At 65.5% G+C, this 20,010-nt stretch carries 17 protein-coding genes; 11 read left to right on the top strand and 6 right to left on the bottom strand.

The genetic code is table 11. From position 1 onward, the window contains the following. Positions 1-94 precede the first annotated feature (94 nt). From LC407_RS16705 to LC407_RS16720, 4 genes are all read left to right on the top strand, one after another. Positions 95-766 carry an ion channel gene (locus LC407_RS16705; protein ID WP_032976761.1) on the top strand — a complete coding sequence of 224 codons (672 nt, stop codon included), beginning with the start codon at positions 95-97 and terminating at the stop codon, positions 764-766. A gap of 259 nt (positions 767-1,025) precedes the next feature. Then, positions 1,026-3,350 carry a winged helix-turn-helix domain-containing protein gene (locus LC407_RS16710; RefSeq protein ID WP_223483233.1) on the top strand — a complete coding sequence of 775 codons (2,325 nt, stop codon included), beginning with the start codon at positions 1,026-1,028 and terminating at the stop codon, positions 3,348-3,350. Positions 3,351-3,465: 115 nt separating this feature from the next. Further along, a complete protein-coding gene (locus LC407_RS16715; protein WP_025874158.1) occupies positions 3,466-4,365 on the top strand; it encodes a helix-turn-helix transcriptional regulator in 900 nt (299 codons plus the stop codon). A gap of 49 nt (positions 4,366-4,414) precedes the next feature. Then, positions 4,415-7,303, top strand: coding sequence for a TonB-dependent receptor (locus tag LC407_RS16720; RefSeq protein ID WP_059065027.1), 2,889 nt, complete (start codon positions 4,415-4,417; stop codon positions 7,301-7,303). A gap of 234 nt (positions 7,304-7,537) precedes the next feature. Here LC407_RS16720 and LC407_RS16725 read toward each other — a convergent pair whose 3' ends face one another. Then, entirely contained in the window at positions 7,538-8,659 is a 1,122-nt protein-coding gene (locus LC407_RS16725; RefSeq protein ID WP_032976758.1) for an HDOD domain-containing protein, read from the bottom strand. 151 nt (positions 8,660-8,810) lie between these two features. Continuing rightward, complete coding sequence (ppa, locus tag LC407_RS16730; RefSeq protein ID WP_005410935.1) at positions 8,811-9,347, bottom strand: inorganic diphosphatase; 537 nt, start codon at positions 9,345-9,347, stop codon at positions 8,811-8,813. 182 nt (positions 9,348-9,529) lie between these two features. Between ppa and LC407_RS16735 the strand changes: the two genes are divergently transcribed. Together LC407_RS16735 and LC407_RS16740 are read left to right on the top strand one after the other, a co-directional pair. After that, positions 9,530-10,021, top strand: a complete 492-nt coding sequence (locus tag LC407_RS16735) for a hypothetical protein (RefSeq protein ID WP_025874162.1) — start codon at positions 9,530-9,532, stop codon at positions 10,019-10,021. Beyond that, complete coding sequence (locus LC407_RS16740) at positions 10,021-10,497, top strand: hypothetical protein (protein WP_080149884.1); 477 nt, start codon at positions 10,021-10,023, stop codon at positions 10,495-10,497. The genes LC407_RS16735 and LC407_RS16740 overlap by 1 nt, the downstream gene beginning before the upstream one ends. A 154-nt stretch (positions 10,498-10,651) precedes the next feature. Here the strand turns inward: LC407_RS16740 and LC407_RS16745 are convergent, their stop codons facing one another. After that, positions 10,652-10,909, bottom strand: coding sequence for a DUF2789 domain-containing protein (locus tag LC407_RS16745; protein WP_223483234.1), 258 nt, complete (start codon positions 10,907-10,909; stop codon positions 10,652-10,654). Between the two features lie 692 nt (positions 10,910-11,601). Between LC407_RS16745 and LC407_RS16750 the strand changes: the two genes are divergently transcribed. Continuing rightward, entirely contained in the window at positions 11,602-12,114 is a 513-nt protein-coding gene (locus tag LC407_RS16750; protein WP_223483235.1) for a hypothetical protein, read from the top strand. Positions 12,115-12,236: 122 nt separating this feature from the next. On the opposite strand, the gene LC407_RS16755 is transcribed toward LC407_RS16750, so the two are convergent. Then, entirely contained in the window at positions 12,237-14,264 is a 2,028-nt protein-coding gene (locus tag LC407_RS16755; protein ID WP_033831939.1) for a sodium-translocating pyrophosphatase, read from the bottom strand. A gap of 306 nt (positions 14,265-14,570) precedes the next feature. On the opposite strand from LC407_RS16755, the gene LC407_RS16760 reads away from it, so the two are divergent. Beyond that, positions 14,571-15,074: a hypothetical protein gene (locus LC407_RS16760; RefSeq protein ID WP_025874174.1), complete on the top strand. Its 504-nt coding sequence runs from the start codon at positions 14,571-14,573 to the stop codon at positions 15,072-15,074. Between the two features lie 271 nt (positions 15,075-15,345). Here LC407_RS16760 and LC407_RS16765 read toward each other — a convergent pair whose 3' ends face one another. Both LC407_RS16765 and LC407_RS16770 read right to left on the bottom strand, forming a co-directional pair. After that, on the bottom strand, positions 15,346-15,735 hold the full coding sequence (locus tag LC407_RS16765; RefSeq protein ID WP_105164601.1) for a DUF488 family protein: 390 nt from the start codon (positions 15,733-15,735) through the stop codon (positions 15,346-15,348). A gap of 31 nt (positions 15,736-15,766) precedes the next feature. After that, positions 15,767-17,023, bottom strand: a complete 1,257-nt coding sequence (locus tag LC407_RS16770) for a 6-phosphofructokinase (RefSeq protein WP_025874176.1) — start codon at positions 17,021-17,023, stop codon at positions 15,767-15,769. A gap of 136 nt (positions 17,024-17,159) precedes the next feature. On the opposite strand from LC407_RS16770, the gene LC407_RS16775 reads away from it, so the two are divergent. From LC407_RS16775 to LC407_RS16785, 3 genes are all read left to right on the top strand, one after another. Beyond that, the gene (locus LC407_RS16775) at positions 17,160-17,723 is read left to right on the top strand and encodes an adenylate kinase (RefSeq protein ID WP_025874177.1); all 564 of its coding nucleotides are present in this window, start codon (positions 17,160-17,162) and stop codon (positions 17,721-17,723) included. A 327-nt stretch (positions 17,724-18,050) separates the two neighbouring features. Next, on the top strand, positions 18,051-19,415 hold the full coding sequence (mpl, locus tag LC407_RS16780; RefSeq protein WP_059065014.1) for a UDP-N-acetylmuramate:L-alanyl-gamma-D-glutamyl-meso-diaminopimelate ligase: 1,365 nt from the start codon (positions 18,051-18,053) through the stop codon (positions 19,413-19,415). Next, complete coding sequence (locus LC407_RS16785) at positions 19,412-19,990, top strand: LON peptidase substrate-binding domain-containing protein (protein ID WP_032976742.1); 579 nt, start codon at positions 19,412-19,414, stop codon at positions 19,988-19,990. The genes mpl and LC407_RS16785 overlap by 4 nt, the downstream gene beginning before the upstream one ends. Positions 19,991-20,010 lie beyond the last annotated feature (20 nt).

A 20,010-nucleotide genomic window follows, 5' to 3' on the forward strand; every position in this document is an offset into this window, starting at 1 on the left:
TGGGCAGTGCCGGGTCATGCCCGGCACCGTCCAGTCACCCAACTTACCGACATGCCGCTATCCTCGCCCCATCGTTCCCCGGGGACACGGAACCATGCCTATTGCCGTCACCACCCGCTGGCTGGCCATCGCCCGCCGTCATCCCTCTGCCTGGCTGCTCGGCGCACAGCTGTTGTCGGTGCTGCTGTACCCGGCGTTGGACGAAACTGCTGCCGGGCGCGCGGCAGTAGGCGTATTCGGCATGGCCGTGCTCGGCCTGGCACTGTGGGTGGTGCAGCGCAGCCCGCTGGGGACATGGCTGGCGTTGGTGCTGGCCATCCCGGCGGTGGTGTTTTCCCTTTCGGCGGCCCTGCTCGACCGGCCTGCACTGGGCATCACCGCGCAGCTGCTGGAAAGCCTGCTGTATTTCTACACCGCCGGTGCGCTGATCGCTTACATGCTGCAGGACCACAAAGTGACGCGCGACGAGCTGTTCGCCGCCGGTGCCACGTTCACTCTGCTGGCATGGGCATTCGCTTTTACCTTTGCCGTATGTCAGCAGTGGTATCCGGGCAGTTTCCAGGGCGCCAGTGGCGGCGCGCAGCGCACATGGATGGAGCTGCTTTATCTGAGCTTCAGCTTATTGTCGGGGGTAGGTCTCAGCGACGTCGTGCCACTGCATCCGCAGGCCCGCGCGCTGGTAATGCTGGAGCAGTTTTCCGGCGTCATGTACGTAGCGCTGGTGGTTTCGCGGCTGGTTGGCCTGACCATGCTGAAACGCTTCTGAAAATGAACGCCAGATAAAAATATCGCGCCCAAAAGGGCGCGAATGATGATGCGTATTATGTGAATGCGTCGGCGAGAGAGAGCCTGATGTCGACCACGCGATAGGCGAGGTAACTCGCATAGGCTAATATCCGGAGGCTTCGTTTTTTTTGCGGTATGCGCCGATGCTTTGTGCGGAATCTGGCTTCTTGCTGTGCCAAGGATGGGAAGGGATCGATGGTGAACAGTGTTTGCGGCCTGTTTCAGCCCCATAGCAACGAATGATCAATAGCGAAATCCAGTCGCCTGAATCCGACCGCGTCCGCGTCGGTGAGTGCATCGTTACTTTGTCCTCGCGTGAGGTCGAAGTCGCCGGTGCCCGCCGTACACGCCGTTTGACGCCCAAGTCGCTGGGCGTGCTGCGCGTGTTGATGCGGCAGCCGGGGCGGGTGGTGACCCGTGACGAGCTGTTCGCCGAAGTGTGGCCGGACACGCTGCCGACCAACGATGTGCTGACCCAGGCCGTGACCCAGCTGCGCAAGGCGTTCAGCGTCGACGACGACAACGGCCAGGCGTACATCGAAACCATCGCCAAGACCGGCTACCGCCTGCTTGTGCCGGTGCAACCGCTGGCGGACCACGAGACCGATGCGATCGCCGTTGTAGAGGACTCGACCGCATCACAGCCGCCTGCGCCGGATGCCGTGGCCGCCGCCGGCGTGCCGGTGGTTGAACGCGGAAGCCGCCGCTGGCGCCGTCTGCGCCGTCGCTTGCTGCTGGCACTGGGCGTGGTGATGCTGCTTGCGCTGGTGGTGTTGAGCGTACTGCTGCTGCGCCGCCCGGCGCCGGTGAATTCTCCGGTGGATGCGGCAGTGGAGAACGGCACGCGGGTGATCGGAAGTCCGGAGCGGCCGTATCGATTGATTACCGCGACGGCCGGTTTCGAGACCTATCCCACACTTTCTCCTGATGGATCGCAGGTCGCCTACGAAGGCGCCAACGACGATGGCACCGGCGGCAACGCCATCAAGGTGCAGACCTCTGGCAATGCCCCGGCGCGCCAGCTGCTATCGCCACCGGCAGGTGCCAGCGACCGCTTCCCGAACTGGTCGCCCGATGGCCGCGAAATCGCCTTCGCCCGCTTTGGTGCCGATGCCAGCTGCCAGGTGCTGATCGCCAGCGCCACCGGCGGCGCCGTGCGCCAGGCCACGCGCTGCGACGGCACCGAGCTGCTCAGTTTCGACTGGACGCCCGATGGTCGTGGCCTGGTCTTCGGCAGCATGGTCGGTCGCTATGCCCATCGCGGCATCCGCGTGCTCGATCTGGCCACCGGCCAATGGCGTGCGCTGGAGTACGCTGTCGACGAGGATGATTTCGACTACGCCCCGCGCTATTCCCCGGATGGCCGATGGCTGGTGTTTGTCCGCAACCCTCAGCTGGGCGACCTGTGGCGGATGCCTGCCAGCGGCGGCACGCCCGAGCAGTTGACCACCGAATCGGCCGAACTGCGTGGTTGGGCGTGGCTGGGCGACGGTCGGCATATCGTGTTCGGTCGCCGCGTGGACAGCGAAGCACGCCTGTACTACCTCGACGTCGAGCGCCGCACGTTGCGCGACGCTGGGCTCGACGATGCGCAGTGGCCGGCAGTGTCCCGCCGCGGTGACATGCTGGCGTTCGTGCATCGGCGCGCGCAGTTCGGGGTGTTCAGGATGCCCGCGCAGGGCGGTGCCGGTGAGCGCCTGTTCGCCTCCAGTGGCCGCGACGGGCAACCGATGGTGGCACCGGATGGGCGGCAACTGGTGTTCAGTTCCGATCGTTCCGGCAGCTTCGCCCTGTGGTGGGCCGACATGCAGCGGCCGGAGTCGCTGCGGCCGATCGAGGGGCTGAAGCCCGAGGCACGGCAGGCGCCCGACTGGTCGGCCGACAGCCGGCATCTGCTGGTGGTGGGCCGCGATGAGCATGGCGAAGCGGTTGTCTACGAGATCGCACCGCGCGATGAACAACTGCATCGCCTTCCGGTTCCCGCCGAGCAGCCATTGCAGGCGTTGTACGGCGCAGACGCGGAGCAGCTGCTGGTGGTCGAACGTGATGCCGACCAGCACACCCGCTTGAGCCTGTTCGACCGCAGCGCGCAGCCATGGCGGCGGTTGGCCAGCCTGGAAGGCGTATCGCAGGCGCGTTTCGACCGCAGTACCGGGCGGGTGCTGTTCACCCGGCTGGCAGCCGGTGGGCTGTGGTCGGTGGACGCAGCGTTGACCCCTGCCAGCGTGCAGCAGGTCAGTGAGGACCGGCCCAGCCGCTGGCGCTACCGGACCTGGACAGTGGCCGGCAACGGCAGCATCGACTACCTCGGCAGCAGTGCCAGCTGTGGCACGACTCTGGTCCGTATCCAGTCCGGACGCGAAGAAGCCGAGCGTTGCCTGGACGCCCAGCGGCTGAGCGCGGGCAATGGACTGAGCGCCAGTGCCGACGGAAACAGCCTGTACCTGGCCCTGGCCATCAGCGATGGCGCCGACATCGGTGTGATGCGACTGCCCGAACAACCGCCCGCACTGTTCCCGGCATTCTCCAAATTATTGATCTTGAACGAGAAAGGGCCTTCGTAATTTCTTCGTGACGATCTCGCCGCGAATTCGTGGCGATCTCGGCAGTCTTTCCTGACGCGCTGTCACCTCATTTGGCAAAACGGAGGCCTGTACTTGGCAAATCCGTGGTGCCCCTATGCGTCAACTCTCGCTGGCCGATCGTGGCCAAACCGTATCCCTGGACAAGGCGATCGACGATGTCGCGCCGACCTGCATGGGGGTTGCCCGCCTCGGCAGCCTGCAGACCGCCGGCACCAGTTTCAGCGTCTGGATGCAGGTGCGCGGCACCTCGTGGGTGGAAGCCAAGGAAGGGCGGTTCCGGCTTCGCCAGGGCGAGTGGATCGCGTTCGAGAAGGAGTCCAGGCCGCTGGTCCAGGCCGGACGCAACGGCTTGTGCGTGGGCATGAACCTGAACGTGGAAGCGCTGCGCGTGCTGACCGAAATGGCCGACTGCGGCCTGTACGCCGGTCGTGGCCAGATGAACCGCGCTGATGCGCGGGTGGCGCTGCGCCTGTGGCGTGACGCCCTCGCCAGCGGGCAGCCGGCGCAGGCACTGCGTCCGTTGCTGCTGCATCTGGCCGGTCTGCAGCGCAGCCTGGCCGACAACGTACAGCGTTGCCCGGGCCGCTCGCGCAGCCGCAAGCGCCAGGTGTTTGGTCGCATGCAGCGCGCGCGCCTGTATCTGGAAGGCAACAGCCACCGTGTGGTGCGCATCGGCGAACTGGCCGAGCTGACCAACTTCTCCAGCTGGTATCTCTCCAAGACGTTCCAGAGCCTGTACGAGGAAAGCCCGCAGTCGCTTTCGGCACGGTTGCGCCTCGAACGTGCGGCCGATCTGCTGCGCGATACCGACATGATGGTCGGCGAAGTCGCTGCCGCCAGCGGTTTCGACAACTGCTGCAGCTTCGCGCGTGCCTTCCGCGCCCGCTACGGCCAGTCCGCCTCGCGCTTCCGCGAGAATGACGGACAGCTTCCGCCACACTCCGCAAAGTCTCCGGTTGTGTCGCGCAAATACAGCGCTGCAACGCAATCGTAACGTGCTACGGCGTTTTAACACGCTACTAACACGTACCTTGGAGAGATTGATGAACGTTCGTATTCCTGCAGTGCGGCTCGGCTTGTTGCCGGCCGGCATTGCGCTTGCCTTGGCACCGTCCTTCGCTTCGGCGCAGGACGCAGCTGCCGGCGGCACGACCGACCTGGACCGCATTTCGGTCACCGGTTCGCGCATCCGCCAGGCGAGCATGGAAACCGCGCAGCCGGTGATCGCGCTGCAGCGCGCCGACATTGAAAAGCAGGGCTTCACCAGCGTTGCCGACATCGTCCAGAACCTGTCGGCGACCGGTTCGCCGGCGATCAGCCGCGCCGATGCCCTGAGCTCCGGCGAAGAAGTCGGCGGCCAGTACGTCGACCTGCGCAACCTCGGCCCGGAGCGCACCCTGGTGCTGCTGGACGGCAAGCGCATGGGCACCAGCACCGGCGGCTACACCGACCTGGCCTCGATCCCGACCTCGGTCGTGGAACGCATCGAAGTGCTGACCGACGGTGCATCGGCCATCTATGGTTCCGACGCCATCGCCGGCGTGGTCAACATCATCACCCGCAAGAACTTCGACGGCCTGGAAGCCAGCGTCTACGGTGGCCAGTACGGCCAGGGCGACGGCCAGAAGCAGGTCTACAACTTCGTCTACGGCCAGACCGGTGAGCGCGGTTCGATCACCTTCGGCGCCGAATACAGCAAGGAAGATGAGGTCCAGGCCAAGGATCGTTCCTTCAGCCGCTACCCGAACGGCCGCTTCCACCCGTTCCCGACCGACGACGATGCCAATGGCTGGTCGCCGGCGTCGAACCAGGGCGTGCTGATCGACGACATGGGTACCCCGAAGGACGCCAACGACGATATCTGGTACACCCGTGCCAATACCGGTGCCGGCAACGGCATGGGCGACTTCCGTGAGTTCGGCACCGCCGACTACACCAATGCCAGCCAGGAAATGTGGCTGCAGAACAAGCTGACCCGTCGCTCGGTCTTTGCCAACGGCAACTACGACCTGACCGACAACATCCGCGCCACCGCGAACGTGCTGTACACCAAGCGCACCGCGACCTCGCAGATTGCCGGCTACCCGTACCAGTCCGAGGTCTATGGCACCCCGCTGTCGGCCGACAGCATCTACAACCCGCTGGGCAAGGACGCGAACTTCATCCGTCGCACCTCCGAGTTCCCGCGCCAGACCGAATCCGAGCAGGAAACCTTCCGCTTCTCGGCCGGCCTGGAAGGTTCGTTCGAGTTCGCCGACAAGTTCTGGGACTGGGACGTGGGCTACGTCTACAACCAGAACAAGGGCGTCAAGACCGGCACCGGCAACCTGTTCATCCCGAACGTGCAGAACGCCGTCGGCCCGTCCTTCATGGACGGCGACGTTGCCCGTTGCGGCACCCCGGGCAAGGTGATCGCCGGTTGCACCCCGTGGAACCCGCTCGCACCGTACGGCTCCACCGGCAACGGTTCGCTGGCTGACCCGGCACTGCAGGCCTACCTGTTCCTGCCGAGCCACGACACCTACACCAACACCACCAAGGCCTACAGCGCCAACATCTCCGGTTCGCTGTTCACGCTGCCGGCCGGTGACCTGGCCATCGCTGCCGGTTACGAGCACCGCCAGGAAAGCGGTGAGTACAACCCGGATGCACTGCTGCAGTCGGGCCTGAGCACCGACCTGGCCGGCGCACCGACCAAGGGCAGCTACAAGCTCGACGAGTTCTACGTCGAACTGAACGTGCCGGTGCTGGCCGACATGCCGTTCGCCAAGGAACTGTCGCTCGACATGGCCGGTCGCTATTCGGACTACAACACCTTCGGCGACACGATCAACAGCAAGTTCGGCCTGAAGTGGAAGCCGATCGACGACCTGCTGGTGCGTGCGACCTATTCGACGGGCTTCCGCGCGCCGAATATCGCCAACATGTACGGCGGCACCTCGCAGACCTTCGACGCCTACACCGATCCGTGCGACAGCAGCTTCGGCTCGGCTTCGCGCAATCCGTCGGTTGCCGCGGCCTGCGGCGCACGTGGCGTTCCGGCGAACTTCCGCCAGATCACCTCCGGTGGCGCACAGTCGACCGGCCCGGGCACCCAGTCCTACAGCGCCTTCGAGTCGGGTTCCAACCCGGAACTGCAGCCGGAAACCTCCAAGACCTGGACTGCTGGCCTGGTCTACAGCCCGAACTTCGTGCAGGGCCTGGACGTCAGCCTGGACTGGTGGAAGATCCGCATCAACAACGTGATCGCCGCCGAGTCGGTGACCTCGATCCTCAACCAGTGCTACGTGCTGGGCGTGGCGTCGGCGTGTGACCGCTTCAGCCGCGGTACCGAAGGCCGCACCGTCAACCAGGTGGTCGACGTTACCCGTACCCTGATCAACGGTGGCTACCAGGAAACCGCAGGTTACGACCTGGGCATCAAGTACCGCCTGCCGGAGTTCTCCTTCGGCAAGATCGTGGTTGACTGGAAGACCACCTACGTCGATTACCTCGAGTACAAGCGCGACAACGAAGCCGAGACTCCGGTCGAGCAGCACACCAGCTGGGCAACCGGCGACTGGGGTGCGAACTTCCGCGTCCGCTCGAACCTGAATGTCGATTGGAGCCTGGGCAACCTGGGCGTCAACTGGGCCGTGCGTTACTACTCGAGCATGAAGGAGCCGTGCTCCTACGACACCGAGTGCAACCTGCCTGACTTCAACTCGGCCTACACCCTGGGCCAGCCGACCCGCAAGGTCGGTTCGAACACCTTCCACGATGTGCAGGTGCGTTACACCCTGCCGTGGCAGGCTACGGTCTCGGTCGGTGCCAACAACGTGTTCAACCACGAAGGCCCGGTCATGTACAGCCAGCCGAACTCGAGCTTCTCCTACTACGGTGGCTTCGACATCGGTCGCTACTACTACATGAAGTACACCCAGCGCTTCTGATCCATCGAAGCGTGACAGCAGAAAGAGGAGGGCGGGCCGCAAGGTCCGCCCTTCTTGTTTGTGCGGTCGAGCAACGCGGCTGTCCACGCCGCGCGCGCCGAACCTCCGGTCACCGACGGTTGATCCATGCCCGTGTAGATCCACGCCATGCGTGGATGAACGTCCGGCACAACGAAAAAAGGCAGGCCACGTGGCCTGCCTTTCGTCCCCTTCGTACCCGCCTGACGCTACGCCTCAGGCCTCGCTCGGCACCAGCCCCATCAGGCTGTTGGCGTGCTCGCGCCACTGCGGCAGCTTGTTCAGCACACCGGCGCGCTGCAGATACTCTTCATCCACCGGGTCACCGTTGACCAGCGCCAGTGCCACGTGCACCGCACCGGTCACCCAGAAGCTGCGTGTATTGGCGCGCTGCGGCTGCAGATGGAACGCCACCGCCTCGATGATCGGCATCGGCAGGCCCCACAGGCCCAGCAGATAGGCGCCGGCTTCGGCATGCCCGGGGCGATCATCATCGGCCGGCTCCGTTTCGCTGCGCTCGTTGCGTACACCCGGCAGCAGCAGGCCGATGTCGGCCAGCAGGGCGGCGGTGGCACCGAGTTCGGCGCTGGAGTCGGGCAGCAGGCGTGCGGCCAATCGCGAGGCCATCAAGGCACGCTGCTGCAGCGAGTTGCGTTCGGCCCCGGACAAGGTCGGCGCGGAGAACACCTCACTGGCCAGCACCAGGTCACGCAGCGTGGCCAGGCCCAGCCGGGTCACGGCGGTGCGCAGGTCGGCGATGGTGCGGCCCTGGCTGAAGAACGCCGAATTGGAAAGCTGCAGCACCTTGGCCGCGATCGCCGGGTCGGCGGCGACCAGCTTGGCGACATCGGCGCTGTCGGCGTCGTCGTCATGTTCCAGAGCCTGGGTCAGGCTCAGGTACAGGTGCGGCGGCGAAGGCAGCTTCTCGATGCGGCCGATGGCATCGCGCAGGCGCGGGCTGTCCAGCACTTCGCGCAGCTCTTCCAGGCTGGTCAATGCTTCCAGCAGTACTTCTGGTGCCAGCGGCAATGGCAGGAAGCGATGGGCGACCCCGATCAGGCGCGCCGGCGGCGGCCGGTTGCCATGCTGTGCATCGACCAGCGCGATGCGGATGGTCTCCGGGCGCAAGGTGCGGATCTGTCCCAGCAACGTGGTCGCGTTGAGATCAGGCAACTGCGGGCAGACGATCACCGCGTCCACGCCCTGGGTGGCGACCGCGGTCATCGCGGCATGGCCATCGGTGGCGGTCAACGGCTGCCAGTCTTCCCCAAGATCGGCAATGAATTCGGTCAGCTCAGCCGGCAGGCTGGCTGTATCCCCAACAAGCAGAATACGCACGACACATTCCCCTGGCTGTCTCGACGGTCGATGTCGACGACGTGTGAAGTGACGCAATTTACCTAATACGGCGGCAAAGGTGATGTGCCGCCGTCATGAAACGTGACCCGCATCGCTCCGACGCCGTGCGCCGGAGCAATGCTGTTCAGTCTCAGGCCTTGCTGTCGAGGTGGCGCTGGTGCGCCTCGATCAGGATCTGCTTGGCCTCGGCCGCGCCGCCCCAACCGTCCAGCTTGACCCACTTGCCCTTCTCCAGGTCCTTGTAGTGCTCGAAGAAGTGGCCGATGCGCTCCAGCCAGTGGCTGGACACCTGGGCGATGTCCTCGACGTGGGCATAGCCGCTGAAGATCTTCGAAACCGGCACGGCCAGGATCTTCTCGTCGCTGCCTGCCTCATCGCTCATCTTCAGCACGCCGACCGGACGGCAGCGCACCACCGAACCCGGGACCAGCGGCAGCGGCAGCACCACCAGCACGTCGGCCGGATCGCCGTCGCCGCACAGGGTGCTCGGCACGTAGCCGTAGTTGCAGGGGTAGCGCATCGGGGTGGAGAGGATGCGGTCGACGAAGATCGCGCCGGTTTCCTTGTCCACTTCGTACTTCACCGGCTCGGAATCCTTCGGGATCTCGATGATGACGTTGATTTCTTCCGGCGGGTTCTTGCCGGGCGAGACGAGTTCCAGACCCATGGTGTGCTCCAGGTGGGGGATGTAGACGGATAGCCCTCCATTTTATGCCTTTGCCGGTCGCTGTGCAGGGTGGGGCGCCGACGGGCCGTCGCGGTAGCCGACGACCGGCCAGGCCGGGGTTTCCCGATGGGGCCGGCCGGGCGGCCGGGGCAGGCTGGAACCCTGAACCGAGGAGACCTGCCATGAACTGGAATCGTTGGCGCTGCGGCGTCCTGCTGTTGCTTGCTCCGTTGGCCGCGCTCGCGCGCGGGACGCATGTCGACCTGATCCACTACCCGACCCGGGAGGCCGGGTGGGACAGGGCCTACGCGCTTGAGGGAGCGCTTGCACAGGCGTTCGACCGTGTGTGCGCCGATACCTTCTGCGAAGGCGATTACAGCAACTACCGGGTGATGGAGTTCCGTTGTGCGGTGCTGGCCCATCGGGGCACGGTGCAGCGATGTGTGTGGGTGCTGGCGGCCAGCGAACTGGTGGTGCAGGGTGACACCGGCCAGGTGCAGGTCGACAACGGTCGCTGGACCTGCCCGGTGGAGATGCGGCCCGGGGTGCCGGTTGAAGCCTTCTTTGCCGCGCTGGAGGCGCCGGATGGGCTGATGGCACCGCTGCCCGGGCTCGATCATGGGCTGTTCGACGGGCTTGCCGACTGCCTGCGGGCGCAGGGGAGGGACGCCTGATGCGCACTTTCCCGGCACGATGGCTGCTCTGCGGTCTGATGGTGGTTGGCGCTGCGCAGGCCGCGCCGGCGTTCGTGGACGCCCGTGACTATCCCGATCCAGCGACCGGCCGGGAGCGGTTCCTGGCCGCCGAACGGATGCTGGTGCGCGGGTTCGATGATGTCTGCGGCGACACGTTCTGCGAGGGGCAGTACTACAACCTGTGGGCCATGCGCCTGCGCTGTTCGGTGGAGCGAGCAACAGGTGTGGTCGGCAGCTGTATCTGGACCTTCGCCGGCAGCGATACCTGGGTGCGGAAGGAAGGACGGATCGATGTCGACCTTGGCAGCTATGCATGCGTGCTGCCGCTGGCATCTGGAACCCGGTTGGAGCAGCTCCTGCAGGTCTGGCAGGTGGGTTCCGGGGATGAGGCGATCCACGCGCCCTTGCCCGGTACGACCACGAGCGTCTATGACGGGCTGACAGACTGTCTTTGACGGCTGGATAGGCTGGCGCTGGGCGTGATGCTGGCACCGTGTCGCGCCGCGCGCCTGGCCTCTCCTTGGCGGTATCGAGTGATCGTGTTCGAACGTCGGCGCAGGCCGGGCCGGTGCGGACGCTGCGTCCGCACCGATGCCTGGGACCGGGTGTTTATTGTCCGGTCGCGGCCTTCACCGCTGCTTCGTGCAGCGCTTCGTTCAATTCGTCGACCACGGTGGTCCAGGCCGCGTCTGCCTGCAGCGACTCGGCCAGGAACTGGCGCTGGGCGTTGTTCCAGTACGGCGCGTCAGCCACTTCCACTTCGGCAGCCAACTGGTGGTCGGCGATGAACCGGGCAATGCCGTCGGAGCTGGCGTCCAGGCCCAGCTGCAGAAAAAGATTGGTCATGCGCGGTTCGGTGGTGATCATCGGTGCGGGCTGGTAAGGGAAAGAAACTGCATTATCAACGCAAGCAGGGTCAGAGGAACCCTCGCGTGGTTCATATAAAGGTGGGGGGGAGGTCTTCTTGGACGATCGACATCGTGGCGCGGTGAACTCTGACGTCGAGTCCCGGGGTTTCTTGGTGCAGCACGATGGACGCGGCGCGCAGACTGGAATTCCACTCAATGCTGGAGAGTTTCGATGTGGGCAGTCGCTGTGTTGTTGGTTGTGGGGATTGCTGGTGCTTCCCATCCCCTGGGAGCGGCACCGGCGAGATCGCCTTATGTTGATCTGGGTAGCTATTCGAAGGAGACGTCCGACTTCCCCGAAACAGCCAGGGCAATAGGAAAGAGCTTCAACAGGGAGTGTGCGAAAGGCACCTGTGCCAGTTCGCTGGGTGAGTACCGTCCGGTGCATTTCCGTTGTTCCGCTGATACTCGTACCGGAGACATCGCTGCTTGCCACTGGGTATTTGTTGCCATGCAGCTGGAAATGACTCCGTCGACAGGGGCCGTGCACGGAGCGGCAACGACGTACGACTGCGTTCTGCCAATGGCCAGGGTGGGGGCCGTTGCGCTGGCAGCCGCCCTACGGAACCGGGATCCGTTACATGTCCCACTACCTGGAAGCGATACGTCGTTGTGGCATCTGAGCAAGGATTGTGTACCGGGGAGGCTGGGATGAGCCGCTCAACGTTGATTGCCGCCATCTTCGGGCTATGGCTGGCGTGGCCTGCCCAGGCACAGCCTGCCTTTGTCGATGCGCGTAACTATCCCGCTCCGGGAATGGGAACCGCCGCGTTTGATCGACTTGAGGAAAGGTGGCTCGAAGGCTTTGATGTTGCCTGTGGCGATGCGCTCTGCACTGGTGTCTATGACTATCAGCGCCCCTTCAAGATCAGCTGTGCGGTACGTTCCATTGATGGAGTCCTGAAGAGTTGCCATTGGGCGATCGTGGGGACCGTCGAGAGAACTGATCCCGAAACCGGCACATCTGAGTACGAAATTCGATCGGTCATCTGTGAAATTCCCTTGGCGAGCGATATCCCATTGCAGGTGCTGCTGGAAACCGCAGATGATCGAGATCCCTTCTTCGATCCATTGCCGGGTGGAAAGACAAGTGCCTACTGGGGAATTGCCGATTGCGTGGGGCCGTTAGTGTCGGACGTGAAGGGGGCGCATCGCATTCGATAGGCCGGCAATGAGGCGGCTCCACGGTTCGAAAACGCCTGTGCCGGCCGAGATCGCTCCTGTATCGCCGATTGCATAAGTGCAGTGACTGACGGCCATCGACATGGCCGTCAGCCGCACACCTGCTACAGCAACGGCACCAGCAGCAGCGCCACGATGTTGATGATCTTGATCAGCGGGTTGATCGCCGGGCCGGCGGTGTCCTTGTACGGGTCACCGACGGTGTCGCCGGTCACCGCTGCCTTGTGTGCCTCGCTGCCCTTGCCGCCGAAGTGGCCATCCTCGATGTACTTCTTGGCGTTGTCCCAGGCACCGCCGCCGGTGGTCATCGAAATGGCCACGAACAGCCCGGTGACGATCGTGCCGATCAGCAGCCCACCCAGCGCGCGTGGCCCCAGCAGCAGGCCGACCACCACCGGCACGGCCACCGGCAGCAGCGACGGTACGATCATTTCGCGGATTGCCGAGCGGGTCAGCATGTCCACCGCCTTGTCGTACTGCGGCTTGGCGGTGCCCTGCATGATGCCGGGAATCTCGCGGAACTGCCGCCGCACTTCCTCCACGACCGCGCCGGCCGCGCGACCGACGGCTTCCATCGCCATCGCACCGAACAGGTACGGAATCAGGCCACCGATCAGCAGGCCGATGATCACCGTGTGGTCGCTGAGGTCGAAGCGGAACTCCTGGCCGGGATTGGCCGCCTGCAGGTTGTGCGTGTAGTCGGCGAACAACACCAGCGCGGCCAGTGCTGCCGAACCGATGGCATAGCCCTTGGTGACCGCCTTGGTGGTGTTGCCCACCGCATCCAGCGGATCGGTGATGTCGCGGATCTCCGAAGGCAGCTCTGCCATCTCGGCGATGCCACCAGCGTTGTCGGTGATCGGCCCGTAGGCATCGAGTGCGACGATCATGCCCGCCATCGACAGCATTGCGGTGGCGGCGATGGCGATGCCGTACAAACCGGCCAGCGCGTGCGCGCCCCAGATCGCCGCGCAGACGGCAATCACCGGCAGCGCGGTGGACTTCATCGAGATGCCGAGGCCGGCGATGATGTTGGTGCCATGGCCGGTGGTCGAGGCCTGTGCCACATGCTGCACCGGCTTGTACTGGGTACCGGTGTAGTACTCGGTGATCCACACGATCAGGCCGGTCAATACCAGGCCGATCAGCGCACAGCCATACAGCGCCATCGGCCCGTACACGTTGTCCGCCATCAGTCCTGTGGTGATCGGATAGAACGCGATCGCTGCCAGCACACCAGAGACAATCACGCCCTTGTACAGCGCGCCCATGATCGAGCCACCGGGCTTCACCTTCACAAACAGCGCGCCGATGATCGAAGCGATGATCGAAACACCGCCCAGCACCAGCGGATACAGCACCGCATTGGCGCCGGCCTCGGCCAGCATCAGGCTGCCCAGCAGCATGGTGGCGATCACGGTGACCGCATAGGTTTCAAACAGGTCGGCGGCCATGCCGGCGCAGTCGCCCACGTTGTCGCCGACGTTGTCGGCGATCACCGCCGGGTTGCGCGGGTCGTCCTCGGGAATGCCCGCTTCGACCTTGCCGACCAGATCGGCGCCGACATCGGCACCCTTGGTGAAGATGCCGCCGCCCAGGCGCGCGAAGATCGAGATCAGCGATGAGCCGAAGGCCAGGCCGACCAGTGCATGCAGTGCCTGTTCCATCGGCAGGCCCATGCGCAGCAGCAACGCGTAGTAGCCGGCCACGCCGAGCAGGCCCAGGCCGACCACCAGCATGCCGGTGATCGCACCGCCGCGGAAGGCCACGTCCATTGCCGCGCTGATGCCGTGGCGCGCCGCCTCTGCGGTGCGTACGTTGGCGCGCACCGACACGTTCATGCCGATGTAGCCCGCTGCACCGGACAGCACCGCACCGACCGCGAAGCCGATCGCGGTGTACCAGCTCAGGAAGATGCCGACCAGCACGAACAGCACCACGCCGGCGATGCCGATGGTCAGGTACTGGCGGTTGAGGTAGGCGCGCGCGCCTTCCTGGATGGCCGTGGCGATGGCGACCATGCGTTCATTGCCGGTGGGTTGGCGCAGGATCCAGCGCGCCGAGACGATTCCGTACAGGATCGCGAGAATGGCGCAGCCCAGCGCCAATGACAGCCCGTGACGTTCCAGCATTAGACCCCTCCGCAGAATGGATGGACAAGCATCCAGTGGCGATGAACGGCACCACGAGGGGGACGACGGGCTGCAGCCTGGAACCAACCCGTACCGACCTTGGTGGTCGTCCGACGTATGGCGGTGTTCAGCATTCCCTGGTGTCCGCAGTATGCGTGCACCCGCGCCCGGATGGTAGCGCCGGGCCGCGCCCGGCGAGCGCAGCGGTTGCTGCACCGACGCGATATCCGTCGTCCCCATCGCCACCTTTGCACCCCGTTAAGCCAACCTCTGCAAGCCTGCGCGCAGTCCCGTCGGAGAATCCCCATGCGCCTGTCCCTGTTGATGCTTGCCGTTCTGGCCCCGGCCCTGCCTGCCTTCGCGGCGGAAGCACCGGAACTGCAGCGCGCGGTGGGTGCACCACAAGCGGTCGGCGCGGTGCACACGCTGCGGCAGATTCCCGAAGCCTGTGCCCGCCTGGAAGGCGCGTTCACCGGCCAGGCGGCGGAGCCCTATCGTTTCTCGGCGGTGCGCACCAGCGAGCAGTGCCAGCCGCGTGCCCGCTTTGTCGACTACAGCAAGGCACAACCGAGCGCTGACAAGGGCTGGAAACTCAATGATGTGATCCGTGTTCCGAATGCCGCCTGCCCGGCGCAGCAGGCGGTGGTGCGCGTGTGGCGTCTGCCGGTGAACAACGCCCAGGCGCTGGATGGGCAGGGACAGTCGCGCATCTATCTGGAGGAAGCCAAGAAGCAGGCCGCTGCCGGCAAGATCCCGCAGGTGACGATGTTCGCCGCGCAGCTGCAGATGGAAGGCAAAGCCTGCAATTGAGGCCGAGCATCCACGCATGGCGTGGATCTACTGGGAGGGAGGCCTGGGCAAAGCCTGCAATTGAGGCCGAGCATCCACGCATGGCGTGGATCTACTGGATTGGAGACCCGGGCAAAGCCTGCAATTGAGGCCGAGCATCCACGCATGGCGTGGATCTACTGGGAGGGAGGCCTGGGCAAGGCCTGCAATTGAGGCCAGGCATCCACGCATGGCGTGGATCTACTGGGTGTGAGACCTGGGTAGTGCCGGCCGCTGGCCGGCAACCCCGCGATCAATCCGCAAGCCTCGCTCCACGCGCCACCAGCAGATCGCGCAGTGCCGACCGGTGGCAATGCGCCTCGTCCTCGCAATAGCAGCCCACCGCGATATCGCTGTGCTGCGACAGCGCTGCGAGCAGGTCCAGCGCATGCGCTGCATCGGGCGCCTTCATTTCGGCGTTGTAGTGACGGAAAAACGCCGTCCAGTCGGCGGCGCTCTTCGCCTCATGCGCCTGTTTCACCAGCTCCGCGCTGGGTGACAGCGTCGGGAACCACACGTCGTACCAGTCCTGCCGGGCAAATTCGCTGCGCGGCACACCGCGCGGCGGGCGCCGCACGGTGCCGATGCGCAGGCCTTCACCGGGCGCGCGCGCTGAGCCAAGTCGAACAACACGCAACGCCATGGCATTCCTCGCAAAAAGGGGACGGAGGGGGTCAGCCTTCGAACGCAGGCAGCTTCTGCTTCACCGCCACGTTCTTCAGCGTCACGTACTTGGGCAGGCCATCGCTACCGTAGGGCAACGGTGCTTCGCCCTTGATCAACGGCTGCAGGTAGGCGCGCGCCTTGGCCGTGATGCCGAATCCATCGCGACGGATGAAGCTGGCCGGCATCTTCTTCTCGTGGTTGGCGATCTTCGACAGCGGTGCGGCTTCGATCTTCCAGCGATACGGTGCATCGCTGCTGCGCACGATCACTGGCATCACCCCGTTCTGGCCCTTCAGCGCCAGCTGCACCGCGGCCTTGCCCACCGCCTGGGCCTGTTCCCAGTCGGTTTTGCTGGCCAGGTGGCGGGCTGAGCGCTGCAGGTAGTCGGGCAGGGCCCAGTGCACCTTCAGCCCCAGCTGGTCCTTGACCCGCCCGGCCAGATGCGCGGCCACGCCGCCCAGCTGCGAATGGCCGAAGGAGTCCTTGCCGCCGCCGGCGTCGGCGACGAAGCGGCCATCGGCGGTGGCGATGCCTTCCGACGCCACCACCACGCAGTAGCCCACGCGCGCGACCACGGCCTTGACCTTGGCCAGGAACGCGGCCTCGTCATAGGCGCGCTCGGGCAGCAGGATGATGTGCGGGGCGTCGTCCTCGCCGGTGCCGGCCAGGCCGGCGGCCGCGGCCAGCCAGCCGGCGTGGCGGCCCATCGCCTCGTAGATGAAGACGCGGGTGGAGGTCTCGGCCATCGCCGCCACGTCCAACGCCGCTTCGCGCACGGACACGGCCGTGTACTTGGCCGCCGAGCCGAAGCCGGGGCAGGTGTCGGTCACCGCCAGGTCGTTGTCGATGGTCTTGGGCACGCCGATGCAGGTCAGGTCGTAGCCGGAGCTTTTTGCCAGCTGCGACACCTTCAGTGCGGTATCGGCCGAGTCGTTGCCGCCGTTGTAGAGGAACCAGCGCACGTCATGGGCGCGCAGGACCTCCAGCAGGCGGTCGTAACGTGCACGGTCGGCCTCCAGCGATTTCAGCTTGACCCGGCACGAGCCGAACGCGCCGCCGGGGGTGTGGGCCAGGGCGCGGATGGCTGCAGCACTCTCCTTGCTGGTGTCGATCAGCTCCTCGCGCAGGGCGCCTAGGATGCCGTTGCGCGCAGCCAGGACCTTGATTCCCTTGGCGCGGGCCTGTTCGATCACCGCCGCGGCAGTGGCGTTGATGACGGCGGTGACGCCGCCGGACTGGGCGTAAAGGAGGGTGCCATTGCGCATGCTTCTACCTGTTCGGGGGAGGGGACATTGCAGGGACATTACCCGGATGCGCTAAAGTGGCGCTATTGCGGTGCAGCGATACCGGACCGTCCGGGGCGCGAACCTTCTTTATTTTCAACACGTTGGAGTCAGGTCAATGCGATTGGTTCTGTTGGGACCGCCCGGTTCGGGCAAGGGGACACAGGCGACGCGCCTGAAGGAAAAGCTCGAGATCGCCCACATTTCCACTGGCGACATGCTGCGCGCTGAAATTGCCGCCGGCTCGGAGCTGGGCAAGCAGGCCAAGTCGGTGATGGATGCCGGCAACCTGGTGTCCGATGAGATCCTGCTGGGCATGCTGAAGTCGCGCCTGGCCCAGGCCGATGTCGCCAAGGGCTTCATCCTTGACGGCTATCCGCGCAATGTGGCCCAGGCCAACGCGCTGGACGGCATGCTGGCCGAGATCGGCCAGCCGCTGGATGCCGTGGTGCAGCTGGACGTGGCCACCGAACTGCTGGTCGAGCGCATCGCCGGCCGTGCGCAGGAGCAGGGCCGCGCTGACGACAATCCGGAATCGGTGCGCAAGCGCCTGCAGGTCTACACCGAGCAGACTGCTCCGGTGGTGGACTTCTACGCCGGCCGGGGCACCCTGGCCCGCGTCGATGGCGTCGGCGAACTGGACGAGATCGAAGCCCGCATCCTGGCGGCGATCAAGCGCTGACCCTCGTGGCCGGTTGATGCCGGCCACCGCAGGCGCAAAAAAACAGGCCTGATCCGCGAGGATCAGGCCTGTTTCGTTTCATAGGTGCCAGCAAAGGGCTTGCTCAGGGCCCCCACAGCATGAGCTCCCTTGGGGATGGCCTCTTGGGGAGTAGGACCGGTTCGGGTACTGCGGCTGGCATCCTGAATTGTGTCCGGGTTCACAGAACATCGCTATCAGGAATTCCCTGACATGTGGCTGGAGTTTTCTCACAGCAGCTGTAGGGGTTCTCTTACCCCGGTGCTGACAATGGCCCTATACAGCCGTGATCGGTCACAATCCCCGGTCATGAGCAGCGTACATATCCTTGCAATCGCCGGCACCTTCATGGGTGGCGTGGCCGCCCTGGCGCGGGAACTGGGCCATACGGTCAGTGGCAGCGACCAGGCCATCTATCCGCCGATGTCGACCCAGCTCGAGCAGCTGGGCATCACCCTGGACCAGGGCTACCGCGCCGACAGCGTGCCGGAGGGCACCGGGCAGGTGGTGATCGGCAACGCGCTGTCGCGCGGCAATCCTGCCGTCGAAGCCGTCCTGGACGCCGGCCAGCGCTACATTTCCGGCGCCCAGTGGCTGTCCGAGCAGGTCCTGCCGGGCCGTGACACCCTGGCCGTGGCCGGTACCCATGGCAAGACCACCACCACCACCATCCTGACCTGGCTGCTGGAGAATGCCGGTCGCTCCCCCGGCTTCCTGATCGGCGGCGTGGCCGAGGACTTCGGCGTGTCCGCCCGCTTGGGCCAGGGCCGCGAGTTCGTTGTCGAAGCCGACGAGTACGACACCGCGTTCTTCGACAAGCGCAGCAAGTTCGTGCACTACCGGCCGCTGGTGGCGATCCTCAACAACCTTGAATACGACCACGCCGACATCTTCCCCGACGTGGCGGCGATCCAGCGCCAGTTCCACCACCTGGTGCGTACCGTGCCGGCGCGCGGCCGCCTGATCGTCAATGGCGAAGACGCGCACCTGGCCGAAGTGCTGGCGATGGGCTGCTGGACCCCGGTCGAACGCTTCGGCTTCGACCCCGCGCTGGAATGGCATGCCGAGCTGTTGGCCGCCGATGGCAGCGCGTTCCGCGTCCATCATCGCGGGCAGGCGCTGGGTGATGTGCACTGGTCGCTGCTGGGCCGGCACAATGTGCTCAATGGCCTGGCTGCGCTGGCCGCTGCGCACGCCGTGGGTGTCGCGCCGGCCGAGGTGATCCCGGCGCTGGCGCGCTTCCGCAGCGTCAAGCGGCGCATGGAAGTGATCGGCAACCACGATGGCATCACCGTCTACGACGACTTCGCCCATCACCCGACCGCGATTGCGACGACCCTCGAAGGGCTGCGTGCCAAGGTCGGTGATGCCCGCATCGTGGTGGCGATGGAGCCGCGCAGCAATTCGATGCGGTTGGGCGCTCACGCACAAGCACTGGCACCGTCCTTGGCACTCGCCGATGAGGTGGTGTTCCTGCACCGCCCGGAGCTGGCCTGGGATGCGGCAGCGGTGATCGCGGCGGTGCGCGGACAGGCGCATGCCGTGGCCGACACCGATGCGCTGTTGGCGCAGCTGCAGGCCGACGTGCGCAGCGGCGACCATGTGGTGTTCATGTCCAACGGCGGCTTCGACGGCGCGCCGCGCCGCTTCCTTGCAGGGCTGCAGGCACGATGAGCAGTGAGGGTTCGCTGCCGCTGTTCCCGCTGCATACGACGCTGCTGCCGGGCGCGGCCATCGGCCTGCGGGTCTTCGAGCCACGCTACCTGGATCTGGTGCGCGAAACCGGCCGCAGCGGTGAAGGTTTCGGTGTCTGCCTGATCCTGGAAGGAAACGAAGTGGGAGCGCCTGCAACGCCGGCCGCCTTCGGCGTGCAGGTGAAGATCGAGGATTTCGATGTCGGCGCCGATGGCGTGCTGCAGCTGCGATTGCGCGGCACCCGTCGTTTCCACGTCGAGCGCACGCGCGTGCGCGACAACGGGCTGGTGGTTGCCGATGTGCGCTGGTGCGATGAGGATCCCGATGACGAACTGCGTCCGCAGCATGCGTTGCTGGCGACGGTACTGGACCACATCATCGAGCAGGCGGGCACGGCGTTCGCACCGGCCTCGCCGGCCTTGATGGACCAGGCCAGCTGGGTCAGCTGGCGGCTGGCCGAGCTGCTGCCGCTGAGCGAACAGCAGCGCCTGCAACTGCTGCAGCTGGACGACCCGCACCAGCGCCTGCAGCAGCTGCTGGGCTGGATGCCGTAAAAGCCCGGCCGCGGTGCTCG

The organism is Stenotrophomonas sp. OVS01A, assembly GCF_019969775.1.
Taxonomy (GTDB): Bacteria; Pseudomonadota; Gammaproteobacteria; order Xanthomonadales; family Xanthomonadaceae; genus Stenotrophomonas; species Stenotrophomonas indicatrix.

Excerpts from the sequence above, each read along its gene's own strand:
- LC407_RS16705 (WP_032976761.1), top strand. The coding sequence starts at position 95 with ATGCCTATTGCCGTCACCACCCGCTGGCTGGCCATCGCCCGCCGTCAT.
- LC407_RS16710 (WP_223483233.1), top strand. The coding sequence starts at position 1,026 with ATGATCAATAGCGAAATCCAGTCGCCTGAATCCGACCGCGTCCGCGTC.
- LC407_RS16715 (WP_025874158.1), top strand. The coding sequence starts at position 3,466 with ATGCGTCAACTCTCGCTGGCCGATCGTGGCCAAACCGTATCCCTGGAC.
- LC407_RS16720 (WP_059065027.1), top strand. The coding sequence starts at position 4,415 with ATGAACGTTCGTATTCCTGCAGTGCGGCTCGGCTTGTTGCCGGCCGGC.
- ppa (WP_005410935.1), bottom strand. The coding sequence starts at position 9,347 with ATGGGTCTGGAACTCGTCTCGCCCGGCAAGAACCCGCCGGAAGAAATC.
- LC407_RS16735 (WP_025874162.1), top strand. The coding sequence starts at position 9,530 with ATGAACTGGAATCGTTGGCGCTGCGGCGTCCTGCTGTTGCTTGCTCCG.
- LC407_RS16740 (WP_080149884.1), top strand. The coding sequence starts at position 10,021 with ATGCGCACTTTCCCGGCACGATGGCTGCTCTGCGGTCTGATGGTGGTT.
- LC407_RS16745 (WP_223483234.1), bottom strand. The coding sequence starts at position 10,909 with ATGATCACCACCGAACCGCGCATGACCAATCTTTTTCTGCAGCTGGGC.
- LC407_RS16750 (WP_223483235.1), top strand. The coding sequence starts at position 11,602 with ATGAGCCGCTCAACGTTGATTGCCGCCATCTTCGGGCTATGGCTGGCG.
- LC407_RS16755 (WP_033831939.1), bottom strand. The coding sequence starts at position 14,264 with ATGCTGGAACGTCACGGGCTGTCATTGGCGCTGGGCTGCGCCATTCTC.
- LC407_RS16760 (WP_025874174.1), top strand. The coding sequence starts at position 14,571 with ATGCGCCTGTCCCTGTTGATGCTTGCCGTTCTGGCCCCGGCCCTGCCT.
- LC407_RS16765 (WP_105164601.1), bottom strand. The coding sequence starts at position 15,735 with ATGGCGTTGCGTGTTGTTCGACTTGGCTCAGCGCGCGCGCCCGGTGAA.
- LC407_RS16770 (WP_025874176.1), bottom strand. The coding sequence starts at position 17,023 with ATGCGCAATGGCACCCTCCTTTACGCCCAGTCCGGCGGCGTCACCGCC.
- LC407_RS16775 (WP_025874177.1), top strand. The coding sequence starts at position 17,160 with ATGCGATTGGTTCTGTTGGGACCGCCCGGTTCGGGCAAGGGGACACAG.
- mpl (WP_059065014.1), top strand. The coding sequence starts at position 18,051 with ATGAGCAGCGTACATATCCTTGCAATCGCCGGCACCTTCATGGGTGGC.
- LC407_RS16785 (WP_032976742.1), top strand. The coding sequence starts at position 19,412 with ATGAGCAGTGAGGGTTCGCTGCCGCTGTTCCCGCTGCATACGACGCTG.